The sequence below is a fragment of the Caryophanon latum genome (assembly GCF_001700325.1).
GTDB lineage: Bacteria > Bacillota > Bacilli > Bacillales_A > Planococcaceae > Caryophanon > Caryophanon latum.
In genome coordinates this window covers 1-17,287 of record NZ_MATO01000025.1, presented here as the reverse complement: position 1 = coordinate 17,287, position 17,287 = coordinate 1, and the positions used below count along the sequence as shown (strand labels likewise).

16 protein-coding genes and 1 other RNA gene are annotated in these 17,287 nt (G+C 44.7%); 9 read left to right on the top strand and 8 right to left on the bottom strand.

Annotated features, from left to right (window positions below; translation table 11 throughout):
- Positions 1 to 223 precede the first annotated feature (223 nt).
- Positions 224 to 1,870, bottom strand: a complete 1,647-nt coding sequence (locus A6K76_RS06080; protein ID WP_066463124.1) for an alkaline phosphatase — start codon at positions 1,868 to 1,870, stop codon at positions 224 to 226.
- A gap of 270 nt (positions 1,871 to 2,140) precedes the next feature.
- Here A6K76_RS06080 and A6K76_RS06075 point away from each other — a divergent pair, with 270 nt between their 5' ends.
- Complete coding sequence (locus A6K76_RS06075; protein WP_066463123.1) at positions 2,141 to 3,565, top strand: MDR family MFS transporter; 1,425 nt, start codon at positions 2,141 to 2,143, stop codon at positions 3,563 to 3,565.
- 229 nt (positions 3,566 to 3,794) lie between these two features.
- Positions 3,795 to 4,682: an arginase gene (gene rocF, locus A6K76_RS06070; RefSeq protein WP_066463122.1), complete on the top strand. Its 888-nt coding sequence runs from the start codon at positions 3,795 to 3,797 to the stop codon at positions 4,680 to 4,682.
- Positions 4,683 to 4,721: 39 nt separating this feature from the next.
- Here rocF and A6K76_RS06065 read toward each other — a convergent pair whose 3' ends face one another.
- The 4 genes from A6K76_RS06065 to A6K76_RS06050 all read right to left on the bottom strand — a co-directional run bounded on the left by A6K76_RS06065 (position 4,722) and on the right by A6K76_RS06050 (position 7,786).
- Positions 4,722 to 5,180: a PepSY domain-containing protein gene (locus A6K76_RS06065; protein ID WP_066463121.1), complete on the bottom strand. Its 459-nt coding sequence runs from the start codon at positions 5,178 to 5,180 to the stop codon at positions 4,722 to 4,724.
- 97 nt (positions 5,181 to 5,277) lie between these two features.
- Positions 5,278 to 5,799 (bottom strand): PepSY domain-containing protein, encoded by a 522-nt coding sequence (locus tag A6K76_RS06060; RefSeq protein ID WP_066463115.1) that lies wholly within the window; start codon positions 5,797 to 5,799, stop codon positions 5,278 to 5,280.
- Complete coding sequence (locus tag A6K76_RS06055) at positions 5,796 to 7,112, bottom strand: sensor histidine kinase (protein ID WP_066463113.1); 1,317 nt, start codon at positions 7,110 to 7,112, stop codon at positions 5,796 to 5,798. Before A6K76_RS06055 ends, A6K76_RS06060 begins: the two co-directional genes overlap by 4 nt.
- On the bottom strand, positions 7,109 to 7,786 hold the full coding sequence (locus A6K76_RS06050) for a response regulator transcription factor (protein ID WP_066463112.1): 678 nt from the start codon (positions 7,784 to 7,786) through the stop codon (positions 7,109 to 7,111). The genes A6K76_RS06055 and A6K76_RS06050 overlap by 4 nt, the downstream gene beginning before the upstream one ends.
- 138 nt (positions 7,787 to 7,924) lie before the next feature.
- Between A6K76_RS06050 and A6K76_RS06045 the strand changes: the two genes are divergently transcribed.
- The gene (locus A6K76_RS06045) at positions 7,925 to 8,158 is read left to right on the top strand and encodes a hypothetical protein (protein ID WP_066463110.1); all 234 of its coding nucleotides are present in this window, start codon (positions 7,925 to 7,927) and stop codon (positions 8,156 to 8,158) included.
- A 106-nt stretch (positions 8,159 to 8,264) separates the two neighbouring features.
- Here A6K76_RS06045 and A6K76_RS06040 read toward each other — a convergent pair whose 3' ends face one another.
- Genes A6K76_RS06040 through A6K76_RS06030 form a run of 3 tightly spaced genes read right to left on the bottom strand, consistent with a single transcriptional unit; the run spans position 8,265 to position 10,821 of the window.
- Entirely contained in the window at positions 8,265 to 9,239 is a 975-nt protein-coding gene (locus A6K76_RS06040) for an ABC transporter substrate-binding protein (protein ID WP_066463108.1), read from the bottom strand.
- 12 nt (positions 9,240 to 9,251) lie between these two features.
- A complete protein-coding gene (locus A6K76_RS06035) occupies positions 9,252 to 9,950 on the bottom strand; it encodes an ABC transporter permease (protein WP_083995302.1) in 699 nt (232 codons plus the stop codon).
- Positions 9,951 to 9,972: 22 nt separating this feature from the next.
- Positions 9,973 to 10,821 (bottom strand): ABC transporter ATP-binding protein, encoded by an 849-nt coding sequence (locus A6K76_RS06030; protein WP_066463104.1) that lies wholly within the window; start codon positions 10,819 to 10,821, stop codon positions 9,973 to 9,975.
- A 337-nt stretch (positions 10,822 to 11,158) separates the two neighbouring features.
- Between A6K76_RS06030 and secG the strand changes: the two genes are divergently transcribed.
- The 6 genes from secG to ssrA all read left to right on the top strand — a co-directional run bounded on the left by secG (position 11,159) and on the right by ssrA (position 16,525).
- Positions 11,159 to 11,386 (top strand): preprotein translocase subunit SecG, encoded by a 228-nt coding sequence (secG, locus tag A6K76_RS06025; protein WP_066463102.1) that lies wholly within the window; start codon positions 11,159 to 11,161, stop codon positions 11,384 to 11,386.
- A 150-nt stretch (positions 11,387 to 11,536) separates the two neighbouring features.
- The gene (locus A6K76_RS06020) at positions 11,537 to 12,283 is read left to right on the top strand and encodes an alpha/beta hydrolase (protein WP_066463099.1); all 747 of its coding nucleotides are present in this window, start codon (positions 11,537 to 11,539) and stop codon (positions 12,281 to 12,283) included.
- Between the two features lie 210 nt (positions 12,284 to 12,493).
- A complete protein-coding gene (rnr, locus tag A6K76_RS06015) occupies positions 12,494 to 14,896 on the top strand; it encodes a ribonuclease R (protein WP_066463098.1) in 2,403 nt (800 codons plus the stop codon).
- A gap of 51 nt (positions 14,897 to 14,947) precedes the next feature.
- Entirely contained in the window at positions 14,948 to 15,412 is a 465-nt protein-coding gene (smpB, locus tag A6K76_RS06010) for an SsrA-binding protein SmpB (protein ID WP_066463097.1), read from the top strand.
- A 12-nt stretch (positions 15,413 to 15,424) separates the two neighbouring features.
- Positions 15,425 to 15,889 carry a hypothetical protein gene (locus A6K76_RS06005; protein ID WP_066463096.1) on the top strand — a complete coding sequence of 155 codons (465 nt, stop codon included), beginning with the start codon at positions 15,425 to 15,427 and terminating at the stop codon, positions 15,887 to 15,889.
- A 279-nt stretch (positions 15,890 to 16,168) separates the two neighbouring features.
- Positions 16,169 to 16,525, top strand: a transfer-messenger RNA (tmRNA) gene (gene ssrA / locus A6K76_RS06000).
- The last annotated feature ends 762 nt before the right edge of the window (positions 16,526 to 17,287 follow it).

The window sequence follows — 17,287 nt, the reverse complement described above, 5'->3', positions numbered from 1 at the left end:
TTTAAGCACTCCTACATTGACATACAAAAAGTTGCCCGACAATTATTCATCGGGCAACTTTTTTATGTTCTGGAATTATATTTTTTAATGTGAAATGGCTGTGAGCGTAGCGGCGAGACTCCTTGGGGAAAAGCGTGAGCGTGAGATTACAAGCTCACGCCACGCCCCAGGAAAGCGAGCCGCAATACGCGAACGGCTGTTTAATGGTTAATCAACACGCTGATTATTGAATAAACTTCAGCACATCTTCTGATACATAAAATGTTTCATCGTTATAAAAATGCACGCTGTTAAACGTTTTCGTCATCGATAGCACGCGTCCGTTTGCAAGTTTGCGGTCTTTTTGTACCGTGTTTTTATTTTCATCTAAAATGTACGTCACGTTATTTTTCGTTGCAACAAGTGCAGGGTTATGAGCATCTGTCGTGTCGATCGTCACGTCAAAACCTTTTTGCGTTAAAGCGGCTTGTGCATCGTTAAATAATGTCGCTGTCGTTTCAGCTAAATTAACGTTTAACGTTTCTGCCATAATGCGCGCTAAGTCTGTATTTTCAACGAGCCCTGTTGGACGGTTTGGACCGAAGCTGTATAAAAATACGTCGTCCCCCGTATGACCACCCGTTGTAAAGCCGATGTTTGCACGTTTGCTCAGCAGCTGTGACATCGTTTGTCCTAAGTTTTTCGACTGCTGCAGTGCTGTGCGCTCCTCAGCTGAAAGATTCGTTAAGCCGTAAAGTGCTGCTACTTCCTCTAAGTTTGAGCGATCTTCTTTTAGCTGTGATAATGCACCTTCAACCGTCATTTTTGCTTCGCGTAACGGATTGATGTAGTTCGTAATGTCCATTTTATCGTAGCCGCTCGTTGTGAATGTGTTGCCAATTGTAATACCAGAGTTCGCATGGTCTGTTACTGCAATGACAAGTGTATTGCCGTCATCTTTTGCGAAATCGAGCGCTTCTTTTACTGCTTCATCAAATGCGATGTAATCGGTAATCATACCAATTGGGTCGTTGGCGTGTGCGGCCCAGTCAATTTTACTACCTTCTACCATTAAGAAGAAGCCGTCCTCATCTTGATTTAACGTATCGATCGCTTTTTTCGTCATGTCAGCAATTGACGGCTGCTCCGAATTTAGCGCTTGTCGATCTAAATTATAAAGCATCGCGCTCGGTGCAAAGGCGCCCCAAATTTTATCGCTCGTCGATGCAAGCAGTTCGTCGCGTGTCGTTACGACGTCATACTTTTGCTTTTCAAGAACAGGCAATAAATTTTCGCCGTCTTGACGTTTTTCGTGAAGAGATTCTACGCCGCCACCGAGCACGACGTCCATGTTGCGGTACACTTGCTGCTCCGCGATGTCGTTATAGTTGCTGCGGCTTTTTGCGTGTGCTGAGAAGCCAGCTGGTGTTGCGTGCTGAAGCTCTGACGTTGATACAATCCCTGTTGCGATGCCGCGCTGCTGTGCTGCTTCTAACACGTTTGCGACTGGCTTGTATGCATCTGCCTCGTCACCTTGCACGTTTGGCATCGTAATTTTTGCGGGTAAAACACCAACGAAGCCCGAATTTGATTTAAAGCCTGTCGCAAGTGCTGTTGCAGCAGGAGCGGAATCGGTAATAGCCGATTCTGCTGAATATGTACGCACCGCACCAGATAAAATTTCATCCATTGCGTTGTTTTCGCCTTTGTACCAGCGAGCGAGCGTCGAAACGTTATCGCTTGAGCCGTCCATAACAAGCATAATGACGTTCGTCGGCTCGTTCGCTTTCGTTTCTTTTTGCACATCGTCATTTGCACTTGCAGGCACTGCGCTGACGCATAAAGCTGCTGCTATTAATGATGCACCGAATTGTTTTTGGTAGTTTTTCATGATGTATTCCTCCGAGTATATGTATTAAGTATGTATGAAATTCGTCCGATTGTTTCGCTTATAGGATCGCTAGAAGCATGTGGTGAATGCAAGCTGCCACCATTGAAGGCGACACAATAGACGCTGCTATGATTTTTACTATACAAACGAAATATGAAGACACTATGCTGTTTATGTGAAGGATTGTTAAGGAATATGAACGAACATGTCGTCAAGTAATAAAAATGATGCTACAATAACGAACAGTATTGAAAGGAAGTGTAAGTTTGAATGAAAGAGCAGTTTAATGAACGATTGTACGAAAAACGCACGCAAATTATTGCGTCTTTTTTAGTTGCAGCGTTTATCGGGTTATTCAATGAAACAGCGCTAAACATGGCGTTCGTTCAATTAGGAAATGACTTTGGAAAAGATACATCAACGATTCAATGGCTAACGACGGGCTACTTATTAACGCTCGGTGTACTCGTGCCGATTTCGTCGATTTTGATGCAAAAGTTTACAACGCGCCAACTATTTACAGCATCTTTACTTTTCTCGATTGCAGGAACGCTCATTGCGGCGTTATCTCCTGTATTTGAAGTATTATTTGTCGGTCGTATCGTGCAAGCGATTGGGACGGCCATTATTTTACCGCTTATGACCCAAGTTGTGTTAATGGTGTACCCGATGAGTAAACGCGGGGCAGCGATGGGGAAAATCGGGCTCGTTATCGTCTTCGCACCAGCTATTGGACCGACGATTGCCGGCTTTATTTTATCGGATTTAACGTGGCATTATATTTTTTGGATCTGTATTCCGTTTTTAATTATTGCGTTATTAATGGGCTTAAAGTTTATTGAAAATGTAAGCGAAACACGTCCAGTGAAGTTCCACATTCCATCGATTTTATTATCGACAATTGCGTTCGGTGGCATCGTGTATGGCTTTAGTATTTCAGGCTCACTTGGTACGTTTTTTGATGCTGAAGTACTCGTTGCAGTAGGTGTCGGTATTGCAGCGCTGATCGCATTTAGCGTCATGCAAATGAAAATGGAGCAGCCGATGCTAAACTTACGCGTTTTCCAATATCCGATGTTCGTGCTAGGCTTAGGGATCGTCATGTCGGTTATGTTAATTATTTTGTCGACGATGGTCATGCTGCCGATTTATTTACAAAACGTCATGCTATTAACGACAGTCGTCGCTGGTTTAGTGTTATTACCAGGTGGTGTCATTAATGCATTTATGTCGGTCGTGTCAGGCAATTTATTTGACCGCTTCGGACCGCGTGTTATGGTACCAATTGGTCTTGGTTTTGCCATTGTTGCGCTATTTTTCCTGCGCGGCATTGATGCAGAAACGTCAGCGTACTTCATCGTCGCACTTCACATCGTTTTATTTATCGGTATTTCGCTCGTTATGATGCCTGCGTCAACGAACGGTTTAAACCAGTTGCCACCTGCGCTTTATCCAGACGGCTCAGCGGTAATGAACACGTTGCAGCAAGTGGCAGGAGCAGTCGGTACAGCAATCGCCGTAACGATCATGTCGATTACAGTAGCGAATGCAACGCGCGACGGAGGTATTGAGGCAGCGGGACAAGGGGCGATTGAAGGAATTCAAAACGCCATTACGTTCGGCTTAGTGCTAGCGATTATTGGCTTCATACTATCGCTATTTTTAAAAAATGTACGACAACAAAAAGGTATGTAAAAAAGATGAATGGCTGTCCGATGAGCAATTTTCGGGCAGCCTATTTTTGTTTGTATTTTCTATAAAAGCGTTTTATATTGCGCTTTATGCGATTTTTTTGTTACTTTGAATGTAGCGGCTTATCATTTATTTCGGATATGCTGCTCGTCGCTGAGGTGGACGCTAACGGGAAGATCGAACATCGAGCTTGCCTCGATATAGAAAAAGAAAAATATAGGAGGCGGTTAACATGAACAAGCTAGCAATATTAGGCGTGCCGATGGATTTAGGGCAGGCGAGGCGCGGTGTCGATATGGGGCCATCTGCAATTCGCTATGCAGGTGTAGCGGGGCGGCTTAAAAAGCTCGGCTATACAGTGAAAGATTACGGCAATGTAACGGTTGATAACGGCACAGCACAGGAAGAAACGCACGGCAATTTAAAAAACCTAATTGCGGTAACACAAACGAGCCGCCGCATTCGAGATGCTGTGAAAACGATGCTAGAGGACAATTCGTTTCCGCTCGTGCTTGGCGGCGACCATAGTATGTCGATTGGCACGCTTGCTGCAATGACAGCGCATTACAATAATTTAGGTGTCATTTGGTACGATGCGCACGGTGATTTAAACGTGCCAGCAACATCGCCAACAGGAAATATTCACGGCATGCCGCTTGCGGTAAACTTAGGCTATGGGCATGACATGTTAACGCAAATTGGCACGCGCAAGCTAAAGACAGAAAACGTCGTATTAATTGGTGTGCGCGATTTAGATGAAGGGGAGCGTGCGTTCATTCGCGAGCACAATATGTTAGCGTTTACGATGCATGAAGTGGACGTACTCGGCATGGCGGCGGTCATTGAACAGACGCTTGCACATTTAGCACATACAGATGGCATTCATTTATCGCTCGATTTAGATGCGCTCGATCCGATGTATTGCCCAGGCGTCGGAACACCGGTGCTAGGTGGCTTAACGTATCGTGAAAGTCATTTAGCGATGGAGCTGCTCGCCGCATCAATGCGCATTGTGTCTGCGGAGTTCGTCGAGGTGAATCCAATTTTAGATGAGCGCAATAAAACAGCGGAAGTGGCGGTCGCACTTATTGCGTCGCTGCTCGGTGATACGCTATTATAGCAAAAGGCGAGCAGCGCAATTGCGGCTCGCCTTCTATTATTAATCGCGGTCTTCTTCTACATATACAACGTCGCCTGTTACTGCGTTTAAGTTAATTGTATATTCGATATGCCCGTCTTGGAATTCAATTTCGTAATGTGCACCGTTATAATCTTGATCTAGCTCGATATCGGTCATCGTTCCTTTAGCGTGTTGCTTGGCGATGTCGATTGCTTCATCCGCTGTAATGATGTTCGTCGGTACTTCGCGGAAATCATCATCTACATCGACATGACCAGCGCTTGATTCAATGTATTGGTCGTCATCTTGCACGATATTGCTAGGCACGCCCACTTTGTTTAACGTGTTAGCGACTGCTTGCTCCACTTGCTGCTCTGCTGTATCCATTTTCACTTCGATTTGCTGCTCTGCTTGAGGGAATACGGCATTGCCTGCTAGTAATACACCGCCACCTAAACCTAATGCTACAATTGGTACTAAAATGAATGTTTTTTTCATAATGTCATTCCTCCGTGTCGTTCGTTATTTGTTAACTTCATCATATAAAATGAAGATGAGAGGAACTTTAACGCAACATTAAGATTTGATGAGAAAATTAATCGTCATACACAACGGATAAAATGTCGCCAGTTAGTGCATGAATTTGCATTGTCACTTCTTGATCACCAGCTTCTAGCTCGATATCGTAATAACCACCGTTTGACGAGGGGACAAACTCAATCTGTTCAACAGAGCCAGCAAAGCGAGCAGTTGCAATGCGTAGCGCCTCATCGCTCGTCATTTGCGTTGGAGCAGGTGGTGGAGTCGGCTTTACTTCAGGCTTCGGTTCCTCCTGAGGTGCGGTCTCTTCCTTTAGTGCGTCAGTTGCGATTGTTTGCGTGAGCGCGACAATTTGCCCGTGCGCATTTACCGTTGCATCGTATTGTCCGGTCGCACTTGAAAACGTAATCGCAAATGATTCTCCTTTTGTGTAGCTTTCTAGCACTTCGGCGTTATAAGCTTGTGCAATTTTTTGCTCCGCCTGCTGCAGCGTAATGCGTTCATTCGTTTGCAGTAATACGAGCGTCAGCACAATGAGCCCGATAGCTGTAACGGTTAAAACAATTAGCTTTTTCATCGCGGCTCCCTCCATGTGACGTAAATCGTTGTTCCTTCATTGACGACGCTTTGTACCGAAATGTCGACATACAATTTGTCGGCAAGTGCTTTTGCGATCGCTAAGCCAAGCCCGCTTCCACCTGCTTGACGGTTGCGGTGCGCATCGACGCGGTAAAAGCGTTCAAATAAATGCGGAATGTGCTCCTCGGCAATGCCTGGACCAAAATCTTGAATCGCAATCGAATGTTCGCTCACATGGACGATTACTTCACGCTCGCTATATTTCAGCGCGTTTTCGATGAAGATGAACAGTAGTTGCTGAAGCGGTGCGCGGTAAATCGCCTTCGTTACGTCGTCGCCTCGTACGACAATGTCGCGTGCATACGTCGCCGCAAGTGGGGCAGTGCTCGCTTCTAGCCACGGAATGAGCGCTGTTTCCTCGATCGTATGTGCAAGCGGTTCGTTGCGGGCGATGAGTAGCATTTGTTCAATGAGCTCCTTCATATGCTCCGTTTGGGTCGTAATCGCACTGAGCGCCTCGCCTGTAATCGCTTCGTTTTGTGTGCCTCGTCGCTGCAATAGCTTCGCGTAGCTTTCAATGACGGTCAGTGGCGTTTTCAGCTCATGTGATGCATTGCTAACGAACTGAGCTTGCAAGTCATGATGGTGCTGCAGACGTGCCATTAAGTCGTTGTACGTGCTGCTTAGCTGAGACAGTTCATCGCGCGTCGTCGGCTGCTCTAGCTGCAAGTACGAGCCGTTTTGAATGTTTTGCTGCATTGTGTCGTTTAGCTCATCAATCGGCTTACGAATTAATCGGCTAAGCGTCGCGCTCGCTAAATAAATCGGAATGAGCGACAGTGCCGCGATTACGAGTAAAATGACGCGCAGCAGCTGTAAATTTTGTGTGACATCATTTAACGGCTGCACGAGCTGAAGCGTCACCGGCTCACCGTTTACCCAAATCGCTGCGGTTGCCGCCTGAAGTAGCGATACACCGTCATGCTCGTTTACAGCGTAGCCGACAATATTGCTCGTCGGGTAGTGCGGTGCGTCGTTCCCTTGAATGAACAGCTTCGTCTCGCCGTTCATATCGGTTACCCGAATCGCGCCGTTCGCTGGCAAATAGACGCGTAAAATCGTTGCTGCTTCATCGCGCGTCGTCGTTTTCGCAAGCAGCGGCAACGCCTTTTCAGTGCGCGACATAAGTTGCTCGTATTCCGTAGAGTATGCCATCTTTTCATAAATGACGTAAATGGCACTAAAGCTACAAACGACGATAAGCAGCGTCACAACAGTCGTCAATAAATGAATTTTCGTGCCAAGCTTCATTGGCGCTCGTCCTTAATGACGTAGCCGACGCCGCGCACCGTTTGTATGCTAGATGGGTCGAGCTTTTGGCGTAAGTAGCGCACGTACACATCGACAACGTTCGTATCGCCGTAATAATCAAAGCCCCACACAGCGTTAAGCAGTTGTTCGCGCGTTTGTACGTTGTTTTTATTCAATAAAAAATGGTGCAGTAAATCAAATTCACGTTGCGTTAGCTCCACCGTTTTGCCGTTATATGTAACGTCACGCGCTGCTTCATTTAATACAATGCCGTTTGCGCTAATCGTCGTCACAGTCGCTTGCTTTGGCTGGGCGAAGCGTAAATGCGTGCGAATGCGGGCAAGCAGCTCCTCAAATTCAAACGGCTTCGTAATGTAATCGTTCGCCCCTAAATCAAGCCCTGCTACTTTATCGCTCGTATCGTTTTTCGCCGTTAATAAAATAACGGGTGTCATGCGCTCATCTGTACGAATGCGCTTTAACACGTCTAAGCCGTTCATCTCCGGCAACATAATATCAAGTAATACTAAATCAAACGGCTGCTCGCGGTACGCAATGAGCCCGTCCGTTCCTGTATGTGCAATCGTCACGTCATAGCCTTCAAATTGCAGCTCAAGCTGTAATACGCGCGCAATTTGCGGCTCGTCTTCTACGACTAAAATGTGCTCTGTCATGTTTATTCCTCCCATTCCTCTTTATCGTAAAATATTTTTCGCGAAAACCCAACTAATTAATTGTACCGCTTATGCAGGAAATGTTTCATTATGCGTAAAATGTGGGATACGTAAAGTAAAATGGAAGGGGAGAAGGGCATGAAAAAATGGTGGATGCTGCTGGCGTCGACGTTGCTTGCACTGACGCTAGCTGCTTGTGGAGACAATAACGACAACAATAACAGCGACGATGATAACGACAACGGCATGTTCAACAACGATGACGATAATAACGGTATGTTTAACGACAACGATAACGACAATGACAACGATGGCGATAACGATGATGACGACAATGATAATGACCGTGATGACGATGACGACGATGATTGATTTGAAACTAGTTTTCAGCAATAAAACGGGCTTCTCGCCGCAAGCTATAGTTGACGCATAAAATAAGAGCTATCCGAAGTTGAATTCGGATAGCTCTTATTGTGTATTATTGTTTAGCCGCTTCTAAAAACTCTAAGTTCACTAAACCGGTAATATCGTCTTTCGTTGTATAATCTGCATCAAGTGAAATTTTCGCCATTTCTTGTAGCACGTCCTCTTTCACTTCCGTTGTCGGTGTTACGCGATCAAACGCCTTCGTTACTTCCTCTTCAGAAAGTGCTTTACCTGTAATTTCCTCGATATGTGCTAAAAATAAATCGATTGCTTCGTCGCGATTTTCTTCAATGAATTCAACTGCTTGCACGTGCGCACGTAATGCCGCCTCCGTTAACTCTGGGTTGTTATCAGAAAATTTCGTTGTAGCAACGACAACCGTGTTCGTTGATTCGTTACCCCAAGCAAACTCGTCTGCACCTTCAAGTAAGTTTGCGCCTGCATTCGTTTCGATATTTACACCCCAAGGCTCTTGTGTTGCCGCTGCATCGATTTCACCTTGTAAAAATAGCGCTGCTGTATCAGCTGGTGCTTGTTTAATTAATTCCACGTCGTCCGCTGTTAAACCAGCTTTTTGTAACGTTTTACGTAAGCCGATATCTTGCGTTGAGCCAAATGTTGGAATGGCAATTTTTTTACCTTTTAAATCTTCAATCGATTCGATGCCTGAATCCGCACGTGTTACAAGTACGGCACCACCATTTACCGCACCAGCGATAATTTCATGCGCCGGATTTTTTAAATATGTGTTTAGCGCTGGTGTTGGACCGACTGTACCGTAATCAACATTACCTGTAGACATTGCCTCCATGAAGCTACCGCCGTCTGGGAATGTCGACGTTTTAATTTCAATGTCCGCACCTAATTGTTCTGTGAAGAAGCCTTTTTCAAGTGCAACGATCGTCGTAATGTGCGTCATGTTCGGGAAATAGCCGATGTGAATTTCTTCTTTATTTTTATCGTCGCCACATGCGGCAAGGGTTAAAGCTGAGAATAATGCTGCTGATAATAACCATTTACGTTTCATAAGTGAATCCCCCTAGTTTTGTTGAGGCGTAATGCCCCATTTCGTTAATACGCGCTTTTCGATTTTGACAAATACGAAGTTGTCGATCAGTGAGCCGACAATACCGATAATGATCATAATGCTAAATACCAAGTCCATCGCTTGTAATGAACGTCCTAAGTCGAGCAACGTACCTAAACCGCCGCTACCGCCCAATAATTCCCCGGCAAGTACAGCACGCCATGCAAGCGCCCAAGCGATACGGAAGCCTGAAATAATTTGCGGCACTGTAGCAGGGAAGATGATTGTACGGAATAAGTGGAAGCCGCTTGAGCCCATCGTTTTTGCGACGCGAATGTGAAGCGGTGATACACTTTTAAATGCCGTGCTCGATGTAATCGTAATCGATAACGTTGCTCCGAGTACGACGATAAAAATAACGGATGATACACCTAAGCCGAACCAAAGAATCGCCAGTGGGAACCAAACGATATTTGGAATCGCTTGTAATGTAGTGACGAAGAAGCCAAGTGTTTCATCAACGACTTTATACTTATAAATTAAGAAGCCAAGGGATAGTCCAAGAAAAATAGAAATAATAAATCCGATAAACAATCGACTAACAGATATCCACGTTGCTTCTACTAATTGACCTGACATGATGCTTTCAATAAATGTTTTAATAATTGTGACGCCACCATCTTCATTTGGAAGAATGACAGGCGGCCACATGAACGCAGGAAATACTCCTGCTTTAGATATCGCTTCCCATATAGCGATCAGGACTACTAGAAACCCGATCCGTTTTAAGGCTATAATCACTACCAAACTCCTCCTTCAACACTTTTTCCATTTCTTGCTCAAGCTCTTCTAAAATGCGGTTTTCTAAATGTGTCGTTAAGCTATCAGCCGTACGAGGACGCGCTGCTTGTACTTCGAATACATTTTTAATGCCGCCTGGACGTGTTTTCATTAGAACAATTCGGTCAGATAACACAACAGCCTCGCGAATGTTATGCGTAACGAAAATAATCGTCTTCTTCGTTTCACTCCACAATTTTTCAAGCTCTTTATGTAGCACCATGCGTGTTTGCTCATCAAGTGCGGCGAATGGCTCGTCCATTAATAAAATTTCTGGGTCCATGACGAGCGCGCGGGCAATCGCTACACGCTGCTTCATCCCACCTGATAATTCGTGTGGCTGTGAATGCGCAAATTTCGTTAAATGTACTTTTGCAAGCCATTCCATCGCACGCGCTTCCGCCTCTTTTTTATCAATTCCTTTAATAAGTAAACCGTACATAACGTTTTCAAGCACGCTTAGCCAAGGGAACAAACCCGATTCTTGGAACACGACGATGCGGTCATTGCCAGGTCCTGTAATTGGCTTGCCGTTGACGAGTAGCTCACCTGACGTTTGTTGGTCAAGCCCTGCGATAATATTTAGTAGCGTCGATTTCCCACACCCAGAAGGACCGAGCAGTGAAATAAATTCGCCTTTTTGAATCGTGAAGTCAACGTTATCTAACGCGATCACGGGGTCATTTTTCTTTACGTTGAATGCTTTGTGCAAATTGTTTAGCACAATGTGATTGGTCGTCATAGTTGGCGAACTTCCCTATCTCTTATAAAACATAGTCAAATACTATGAATTGAATGATAGGCTATATTTCATGCCGCGTCAACAATTTTTCGATTTTAAAAATTAAATTTTCTAACATTAAATGAGAATGATGGAGAATCGACTTAAAATGAATTGTAAAGTATAATAAATGAACATCGTTATTTCCGATGAATTTACGTGGTTTTTAGCGGCGATGTGACAATTTGTAGCGAGTTACCAGTCGGAAATAAAACGAGCTTGCGGCAATCATTGTCAGTCCACTATTTATTTGGTATAATGTAGAACGTTGTGAAGTTTCTATTTAGGGGGTGCTTATATGCATGAAGTATTAATGGCGCTATTGGTTATTGTTTCTTTAGCGATTATCGTTCTAGTTTTATTACAATCTAGTAAAGGTACAGGTTTGTCAGGTGCCATCTCGGGTGGAGCTGAACAACTTTTCAGTAAACAAAAAGCACGTGGACTAGACTTAATTTTACACCGCATTACGATTGTGTTAGGTGTATTATTCTTCGGTTTAGCATTAGCGATTACGAAATTTTAATACGTACATTATGCGCCTGGCCAGCAAAGCGGTTAGGTGCTTTCTTTTACTCATTTTTCGTAAGCCCCAAAATGTTAAAAAAGCGCAAATAGCGTACAAATTACGTTTTTACGCTTATAATGAATATAGTCGGCAAAGGGGGGCTCGTTTATGAAAACGAATAGTCAGCAGCCGTTCTTTTTTGAGGCTGGACGACGCGCTGTGTTACTATTACATGGCTTTACCGGCAGCTCAGCGGATGTGCGTATGCTTGGACGCTTTTTAGAAAAGCACGGCTATACGAGCTTAGCACCACATTACCGCGGACACGGTGTTGCACCAGAGGAACTGATCACAACGAACCCATCACAATGGTGGGCTGACGTCTTAACTGCATACGATGAGCTACGTGAACGCGGCTATGACGAAATTGCTGTTTGTGGTTTATCGCTCGGTGGTGTCATGGCACTGAAGCTTGCGTTAAACAAACCGTTAAAGGGCGTTGTCACAATGTGTGCCCCGATGACGATGCGCACAACAGATGTCATGTTTGAAGGTGTGCTCAAATACGCAGCGCAATATAAAAAATTCGAACGAAAAGACGATGCAACGATCGAACGAGAAGTTGCGGCAATCCGTGAAGCGGGCATGCCGTCACTTGAACAGTTACGTGCGTTCGTACTCGATGTACGCGAGCAAATAGACGAGCTATACACACCGCTATTTGTCGTACAAGCACGTCATGATGAAGTCATTGACCCAAACTCAGCGAACATTATTTTTAATGCGGCTGAATCAACAGAAAAACAATTGACATGGTATGAAGAAGCCGGACACGTCATTACGTTAAGTCGTGAAAAAACGCAGCTTCATGAACATATATATGAATTTTTACAAAGCCTTGATTGGCAAGATTGAACGTGTTATGTTGATGAGCTATTATGGCTGAGCGCGTACGACGAGACTCCTTGGGGAACAGCTCGTGACTCAAGACCCCGCAGCGTAGCGAGGAGGCTTGAGCCGAGCCCCAGGAAAGCGAGTCGTAACGCAAACTCAGCCTAATGAAGAACTGATCGACAAACACAAATGAAAAATACAAATCCCTATAAATAGGGGAGGGAGAATTGAATGACAGAAAATATTTTACAAGACCGTGTATTAGCGGCAATGAACGAAGAGGAATACAAAGCATCAACAGTGAGCGAGCTAGAAGGCTTACTCGGCTTAACAGAAGCGACGGAATTTAAAGATTTAGTGAAGACGCTCGTACGCATGGAAACACAAGGGCTGATCGTCCGCTCTCGCTCAAATCGCTACGGCTTACCGAAACAAATGAACTACTTGCGCGGTAAATTTATCGGGCACGCAAAAGGGTTCGGCTTCGTTGCACCAGAAGAGCAAGGAATGGATGACATTTTCATCCCGCCGACAGAGACGAACGGCGCAATGAACGGCGATATCGTCCTTGTGCGCGTGCAAAAGGAAACGTCAGGCGACCGTCGCGAAGGCATCGTCACAAAAATTGTGGAGCGTGGTCAAACGACAATTGTCGGCACGTTCGAAGATAATCGCGGATTCGGCTTCGTCGTACCAGACGACAAAAAGTTAACGGTGGACGTCTTTATCGCAAAAGAGCATACACTCGGCGCGATCGAAGGGCATAAAGTTGTTGTTGAAATTACGCAATGGCCAGAAGACGGCAAATCGGCAGCCGGCATGGTGAAGCAAATTTTAGGGCACCGCAATGACCCAGGCGTTGATATTTTATCGATTATTTATAAGCACGGCATTCCACCAGAGTTCCCGCAAGAAGTAGTCGATGCAGCTGCAGCAGTGCCAGAACAAATCGACGAGAAAGATTTAATCGGTCGCCGCGACTTACGCAACGAAGTGATCGTTACAATTGACGGCGCGGACGCAAAAGACTTAGATGATGCGGTAACGGTAACGAAAAACGACGACGGCACGTACAAGCTCGGCGTACACATTGCAGACGTTAGCTATTACGTAACCGAAGATTCAATTTTAGATAAGGAAGCGTATGAACGTGCGACGTCTGTTTATTTAGCAGACCGCGTCATTCCGATGATTCCACACCGCCTATCAAACGGCATTTGCTCGTTAAATCCACAAGTTGACCGTCTAACGCTATCATGCGAAATGATTATTGACGCAGCAGGTACAGTCGTAAGCCACGACATTTTCCAAAGCGTTATTAACACGACCGAGCGCATGACGTACTCAGACGTATACAAAATTTTAGAGCACCGCGACGAGCACCCAGAGCTAGTAGAACGTTACGAAAATTTAATTCCGATGTTCGAGCGTATGGGCGAGCTTGCAAAAGTGTTACGCGAACGTCGTGCAGCACGCGGCGCAATTGACTTTGACTTTAAAGAATCGAAAGTGCTAGTCGATGAAGATGGCTGGCCGTCAGAAATCGTCGTGCGTGAGCGAACTGTAGCGGAACGTTTAATCGAGGAATTCATGCTTGTCGCAAACGAAACAGTAGCCGAGCATTTCCACTGGATGAACGTGCCATTTATTTACCGAATTCACGAGGACCCAAAACCAGAGAAATTACAGCGCTTCTTCGAGTTTGTAACGAACTTCGGTTTAGTTATTAAAGGCTCAGGCGCATCGGTGCATCCGAAAGCGTTACAAGCAATTATCGAAAAAATTGAAGGCTTACCGGAAGAACCTGTTATTTCTACGATGCTACTTCGCTCACTACAGCAGGCGAAATATTCATCGGAGTCGCTCGATCACTTCGGCTTATCAGCGGACTTCTACACGCATTTCACATCACCGATTCGTCGTTACCCAGACTTAATTGTGCACCGTTTAATTCGCACGTATTTAGTTAATGGCGACACGTCGAAAGAAACGATTGGCTACTGGAAGAGCGTCATGGATGAAATTGCCGACCATACGTCAAGCCGCGAGCGCCGTGCAGTCGATGCAGAGCGCGACGTTGATGCACTGAAAAAAGCGCAGTTTATGCTTGATAAAGTGGGCGAGGAGTTCAACGGGATCGTATCATCTGTTACAAACTTCGGTATGTTCATCGAGCTTGAAAACACAATCGAAGGCTTAGTGCATATGCGCAATATGAACGACGACTACTACCGCTTTGACGACCGTTCGATGTCGTTAATCGGCGAGCGTACAGCGCGTCAATTCCGCATCGGTGACGAAGTACGCATTAAAGTAACAGCGGTCAACTTAGACGAATCGGCAATCGACTTTGAAGTAGTCGATATGGTATCAAACCGTGAGCGTCGTCGTGTCGAAGCACCGCGCGTTATTGATGCAGGGCGCAAACGTCGTCGTCCAGAAGGCGGCACACGTAAACGCGAGCAACCAGGTGCAGCAAGTGCAGACAAAAAGCCAGAAAAGCGTCTTGGCAGCAGTAAAAGCGTGCGTGCCGGTCGTCGTAAAGATAAAAAAGACGACCCACGCGGCCAAAAAAAATCAGACGGCCCGAAATTTTACGAGCGCATCGTCAAAAAGAAAAAGAAGAAAAAATAACATGACGACGAGGTAGCCCCGCGCTGCCTCGCCTGTAACGAGGTGTTTTTAGTGGCAAAAGGAACTGGAAACGTGCTTGCGCAAAATAAAAAAGCAAGCCATGATTATTTTATTGAAGATACGTACGAGGCGGGCATGGTATTAACCGGCACAGAAATTAAAGCCGTTCGTGCCGCGCGCGTGCAGCTAAAGGAATCATACGTACAAATTAAAGGCGGCGAGGCATGGGTACAAAACATGCACATTAGCCATTTCGAGCAGGGCAATCGCTTCAACCACGAACCACTGCGCCCGCGTAAGCTGCTCCTTCACCGCAAGCAAATTAACGACTTAATCGGTAAAGTAAAGCGAGACGGCTACACGCTCGTACCGCTGAAAATTTACATTAAAGATGGCTACGCAAAGCTACTGATCGGCTTAGGTAAAGGGAAAAAAGATTACGATAAACGAAACGATCTGAAGAAGAAGGAAGCAAAGCGTGACGTCGAGCGTGCCTTCAAAGAACGTCAGCAATAATAGGAGACTATGATGAAAACGAGTACAATTAATAAAGTAAGCTTTGGATTAGCCATCGTTTGTTTTTACTTCGCTTTAACATGGCTATTCCCAATGTCACATATTTCATTTTCACCCGTCATTACGTTTGAGTCTGAGGAGAAAAACGCAAAAGCAGTCGAAACGTTATCAACGAGCTTTCACGACAGCGCGAACGTAGACGACAAACTAGCAGAAGCACTCGGTCAACCGTGGGCAATGCAAAAGTCACCGATCGCAATGAACGATAAAAGCTTAGACTACATCGAAACGCAGTTAAACGTCGCGCTCAAAAGCATAACAGACGAAGCGGCTGTTAAAGAGCTACAAGCAGCAAAACGCGACTTAGCCGTTGTGCAGGAGCGCAGCTGGAAAACGCGCTATACGATTCAAGACTACATCGCCAAAGTGCAAGCGCATTTACTAAACGCGATGGAAGCGTACGACAAAACGTTATAATACATAACGAGCGTAGCTGAAACAATTCAGCTACGCTCGTTTTTTTTGATGTTAAAACGGATCCGCGTCCAATGCACTCGAAGTAATTATACGAATAACGAGAGAAACGAGCGACAACTTCACACTCCTTTTCGCTCACCGCTACTTTTCCCTTGAAGTTTGACGTACTTTGTCTTATACTAAACATACATTGCCAGCAGTATTTACTCATACAATACTGATTACGATAGTGTGTTGTTTCACTATTGCCGTCGCAGCTCGTCTGCACCTCGAATATTCGGGGACGTTACGGATTCGACAGGGGTGGTTCAAGCTCTGGTCGCGCGTCGGAGGTCTCGTCTTCGTCATCAACGGAAGTTATATAATAACTGGCAAACAACAAAACTTAGCTTTCGCAGCGTAAGCTCGTAGGCGTTCGGCTTTTGCATCGCCCATGTGCAAAAATCCCGGACTCAACTTTAGTGGGATACGATCACTGGTGCCACCTGAGTCAGTGTTAAGAGACTAGTAGGTTAGCGCTCTGGACGCCTGTTTACCGGCATAAGGAAACGCGAATTGCAAATAGGTAGACTACACGCGTAGAAGCCGGCGTATTGGAGCTTCTGGACGCGGGTTCGACTCCCGCCGTCTCCATACATCTAAATCATATGATTTTAAAAAAGACCGAAACCCTTGGTAAATAAGGGTTTAGGTCTTTTTTGTTTAGCAAGCAAATTCAATCAATATCAATGGTATTTCCATTCATATTATTTCTTTTCGACATTATACTGGAAAAGTATTGAGGTAAGACTTCTATCTGGAATGTAGAATGAATTAGATTTTTTAGCATTTTTAATAAAATACAAGACTTTAAAATGTATATAATTGGTATAATAATGATGTGGTATAAATCGAGATAAGTTTTAATAGGTCATATTATATCCAGCTAAAAATGTATAATATATTGCAAGGATTGTAAGAATACGTACTGAAAAAGAAGTGCAAATTTATTGTGCATTGTTGTTATATGAGCGCTTAAAAAATGGTAAAGAAATTGTGAAGACGGATAAAGCAATATATTGTAACTCGCGTAGAACGTTCATTCAACGTGAGATTAGCAGTAGAAAAAGCTCCGTAATAATGGGAAATTGAACTAGTATTTTGGATGATTAAAAGTCTACACTTTAACGACAAAAACGCCGAAGTGGCTACATAATGTTGTAAGAAGTCTAATGGTAATCAAGCTAATATATTAAGGGAGAGCATATGTATGAGTAGTTATTTAGCAGATCAAAAAGTGAAAACATTAATTGAAAATGAATATTTAAATATATTTACTATATATAAGGTGAAAGAAAATTAGAGTTTCAAACACAGTCTATTCACCGTATTTTTAGGTGTTTGATTGATCATTTGGAT

Bases quoted from the DNA above. Each gene is read 5' to 3' on its own strand.
- A6K76_RS06080 (WP_066463124.1), bottom strand. From the start codon at position 1,870: ATGAAAAACTACCAAAAACAATTCGGTGCATCATTAATAGCAGCAGCT.
- A6K76_RS06075 (WP_066463123.1), top strand. From the start codon at position 2,141: ATGAAAGAGCAGTTTAATGAACGATTGTACGAAAAACGCACGCAAATT.
- rocF (WP_066463122.1), top strand. From the start codon at position 3,795: ATGAACAAGCTAGCAATATTAGGCGTGCCGATGGATTTAGGGCAGGCG.
- A6K76_RS06065 (WP_066463121.1), bottom strand. From the start codon at position 5,180: ATGAAAAAAACATTCATTTTAGTACCAATTGTAGCATTAGGTTTAGGT.
- A6K76_RS06060 (WP_066463115.1), bottom strand. From the start codon at position 5,799: ATGAAAAAGCTAATTGTTTTAACCGTTACAGCTATCGGGCTCATTGTG.
- A6K76_RS06055 (WP_066463113.1), bottom strand. From the start codon at position 7,112: ATGAAGCTTGGCACGAAAATTCATTTATTGACGACTGTTGTGACGCTG.
- A6K76_RS06050 (WP_066463112.1), bottom strand. From the start codon at position 7,786: ATGACAGAGCACATTTTAGTCGTAGAAGACGAGCCGCAAATTGCGCGC.
- A6K76_RS06045 (WP_066463110.1), top strand. From the start codon at position 7,925: ATGAAAAAATGGTGGATGCTGCTGGCGTCGACGTTGCTTGCACTGACG.
- A6K76_RS06040 (WP_066463108.1), bottom strand. From the start codon at position 9,239: ATGAAACGTAAATGGTTATTATCAGCAGCATTATTCTCAGCTTTAACC.
- A6K76_RS06035 (WP_083995302.1), bottom strand. From the start codon at position 9,950: ATGTGGCCGCCTGTCATTCTTCCAAATGAAGATGGTGGCGTCACAATT.
- A6K76_RS06030 (WP_066463104.1), bottom strand. From the start codon at position 10,821: ATGACGACCAATCACATTGTGCTAAACAATTTGCACAAAGCATTCAAC.
- secG (WP_066463102.1), top strand. From the start codon at position 11,159: ATGCATGAAGTATTAATGGCGCTATTGGTTATTGTTTCTTTAGCGATT.
- A6K76_RS06020 (WP_066463099.1), top strand. From the start codon at position 11,537: ATGAAAACGAATAGTCAGCAGCCGTTCTTTTTTGAGGCTGGACGACGC.
- rnr (WP_066463098.1), top strand. From the start codon at position 12,494: ATGACAGAAAATATTTTACAAGACCGTGTATTAGCGGCAATGAACGAA.
- A6K76_RS06005 (WP_066463096.1), top strand. From the start codon at position 15,425: ATGAAAACGAGTACAATTAATAAAGTAAGCTTTGGATTAGCCATCGTT.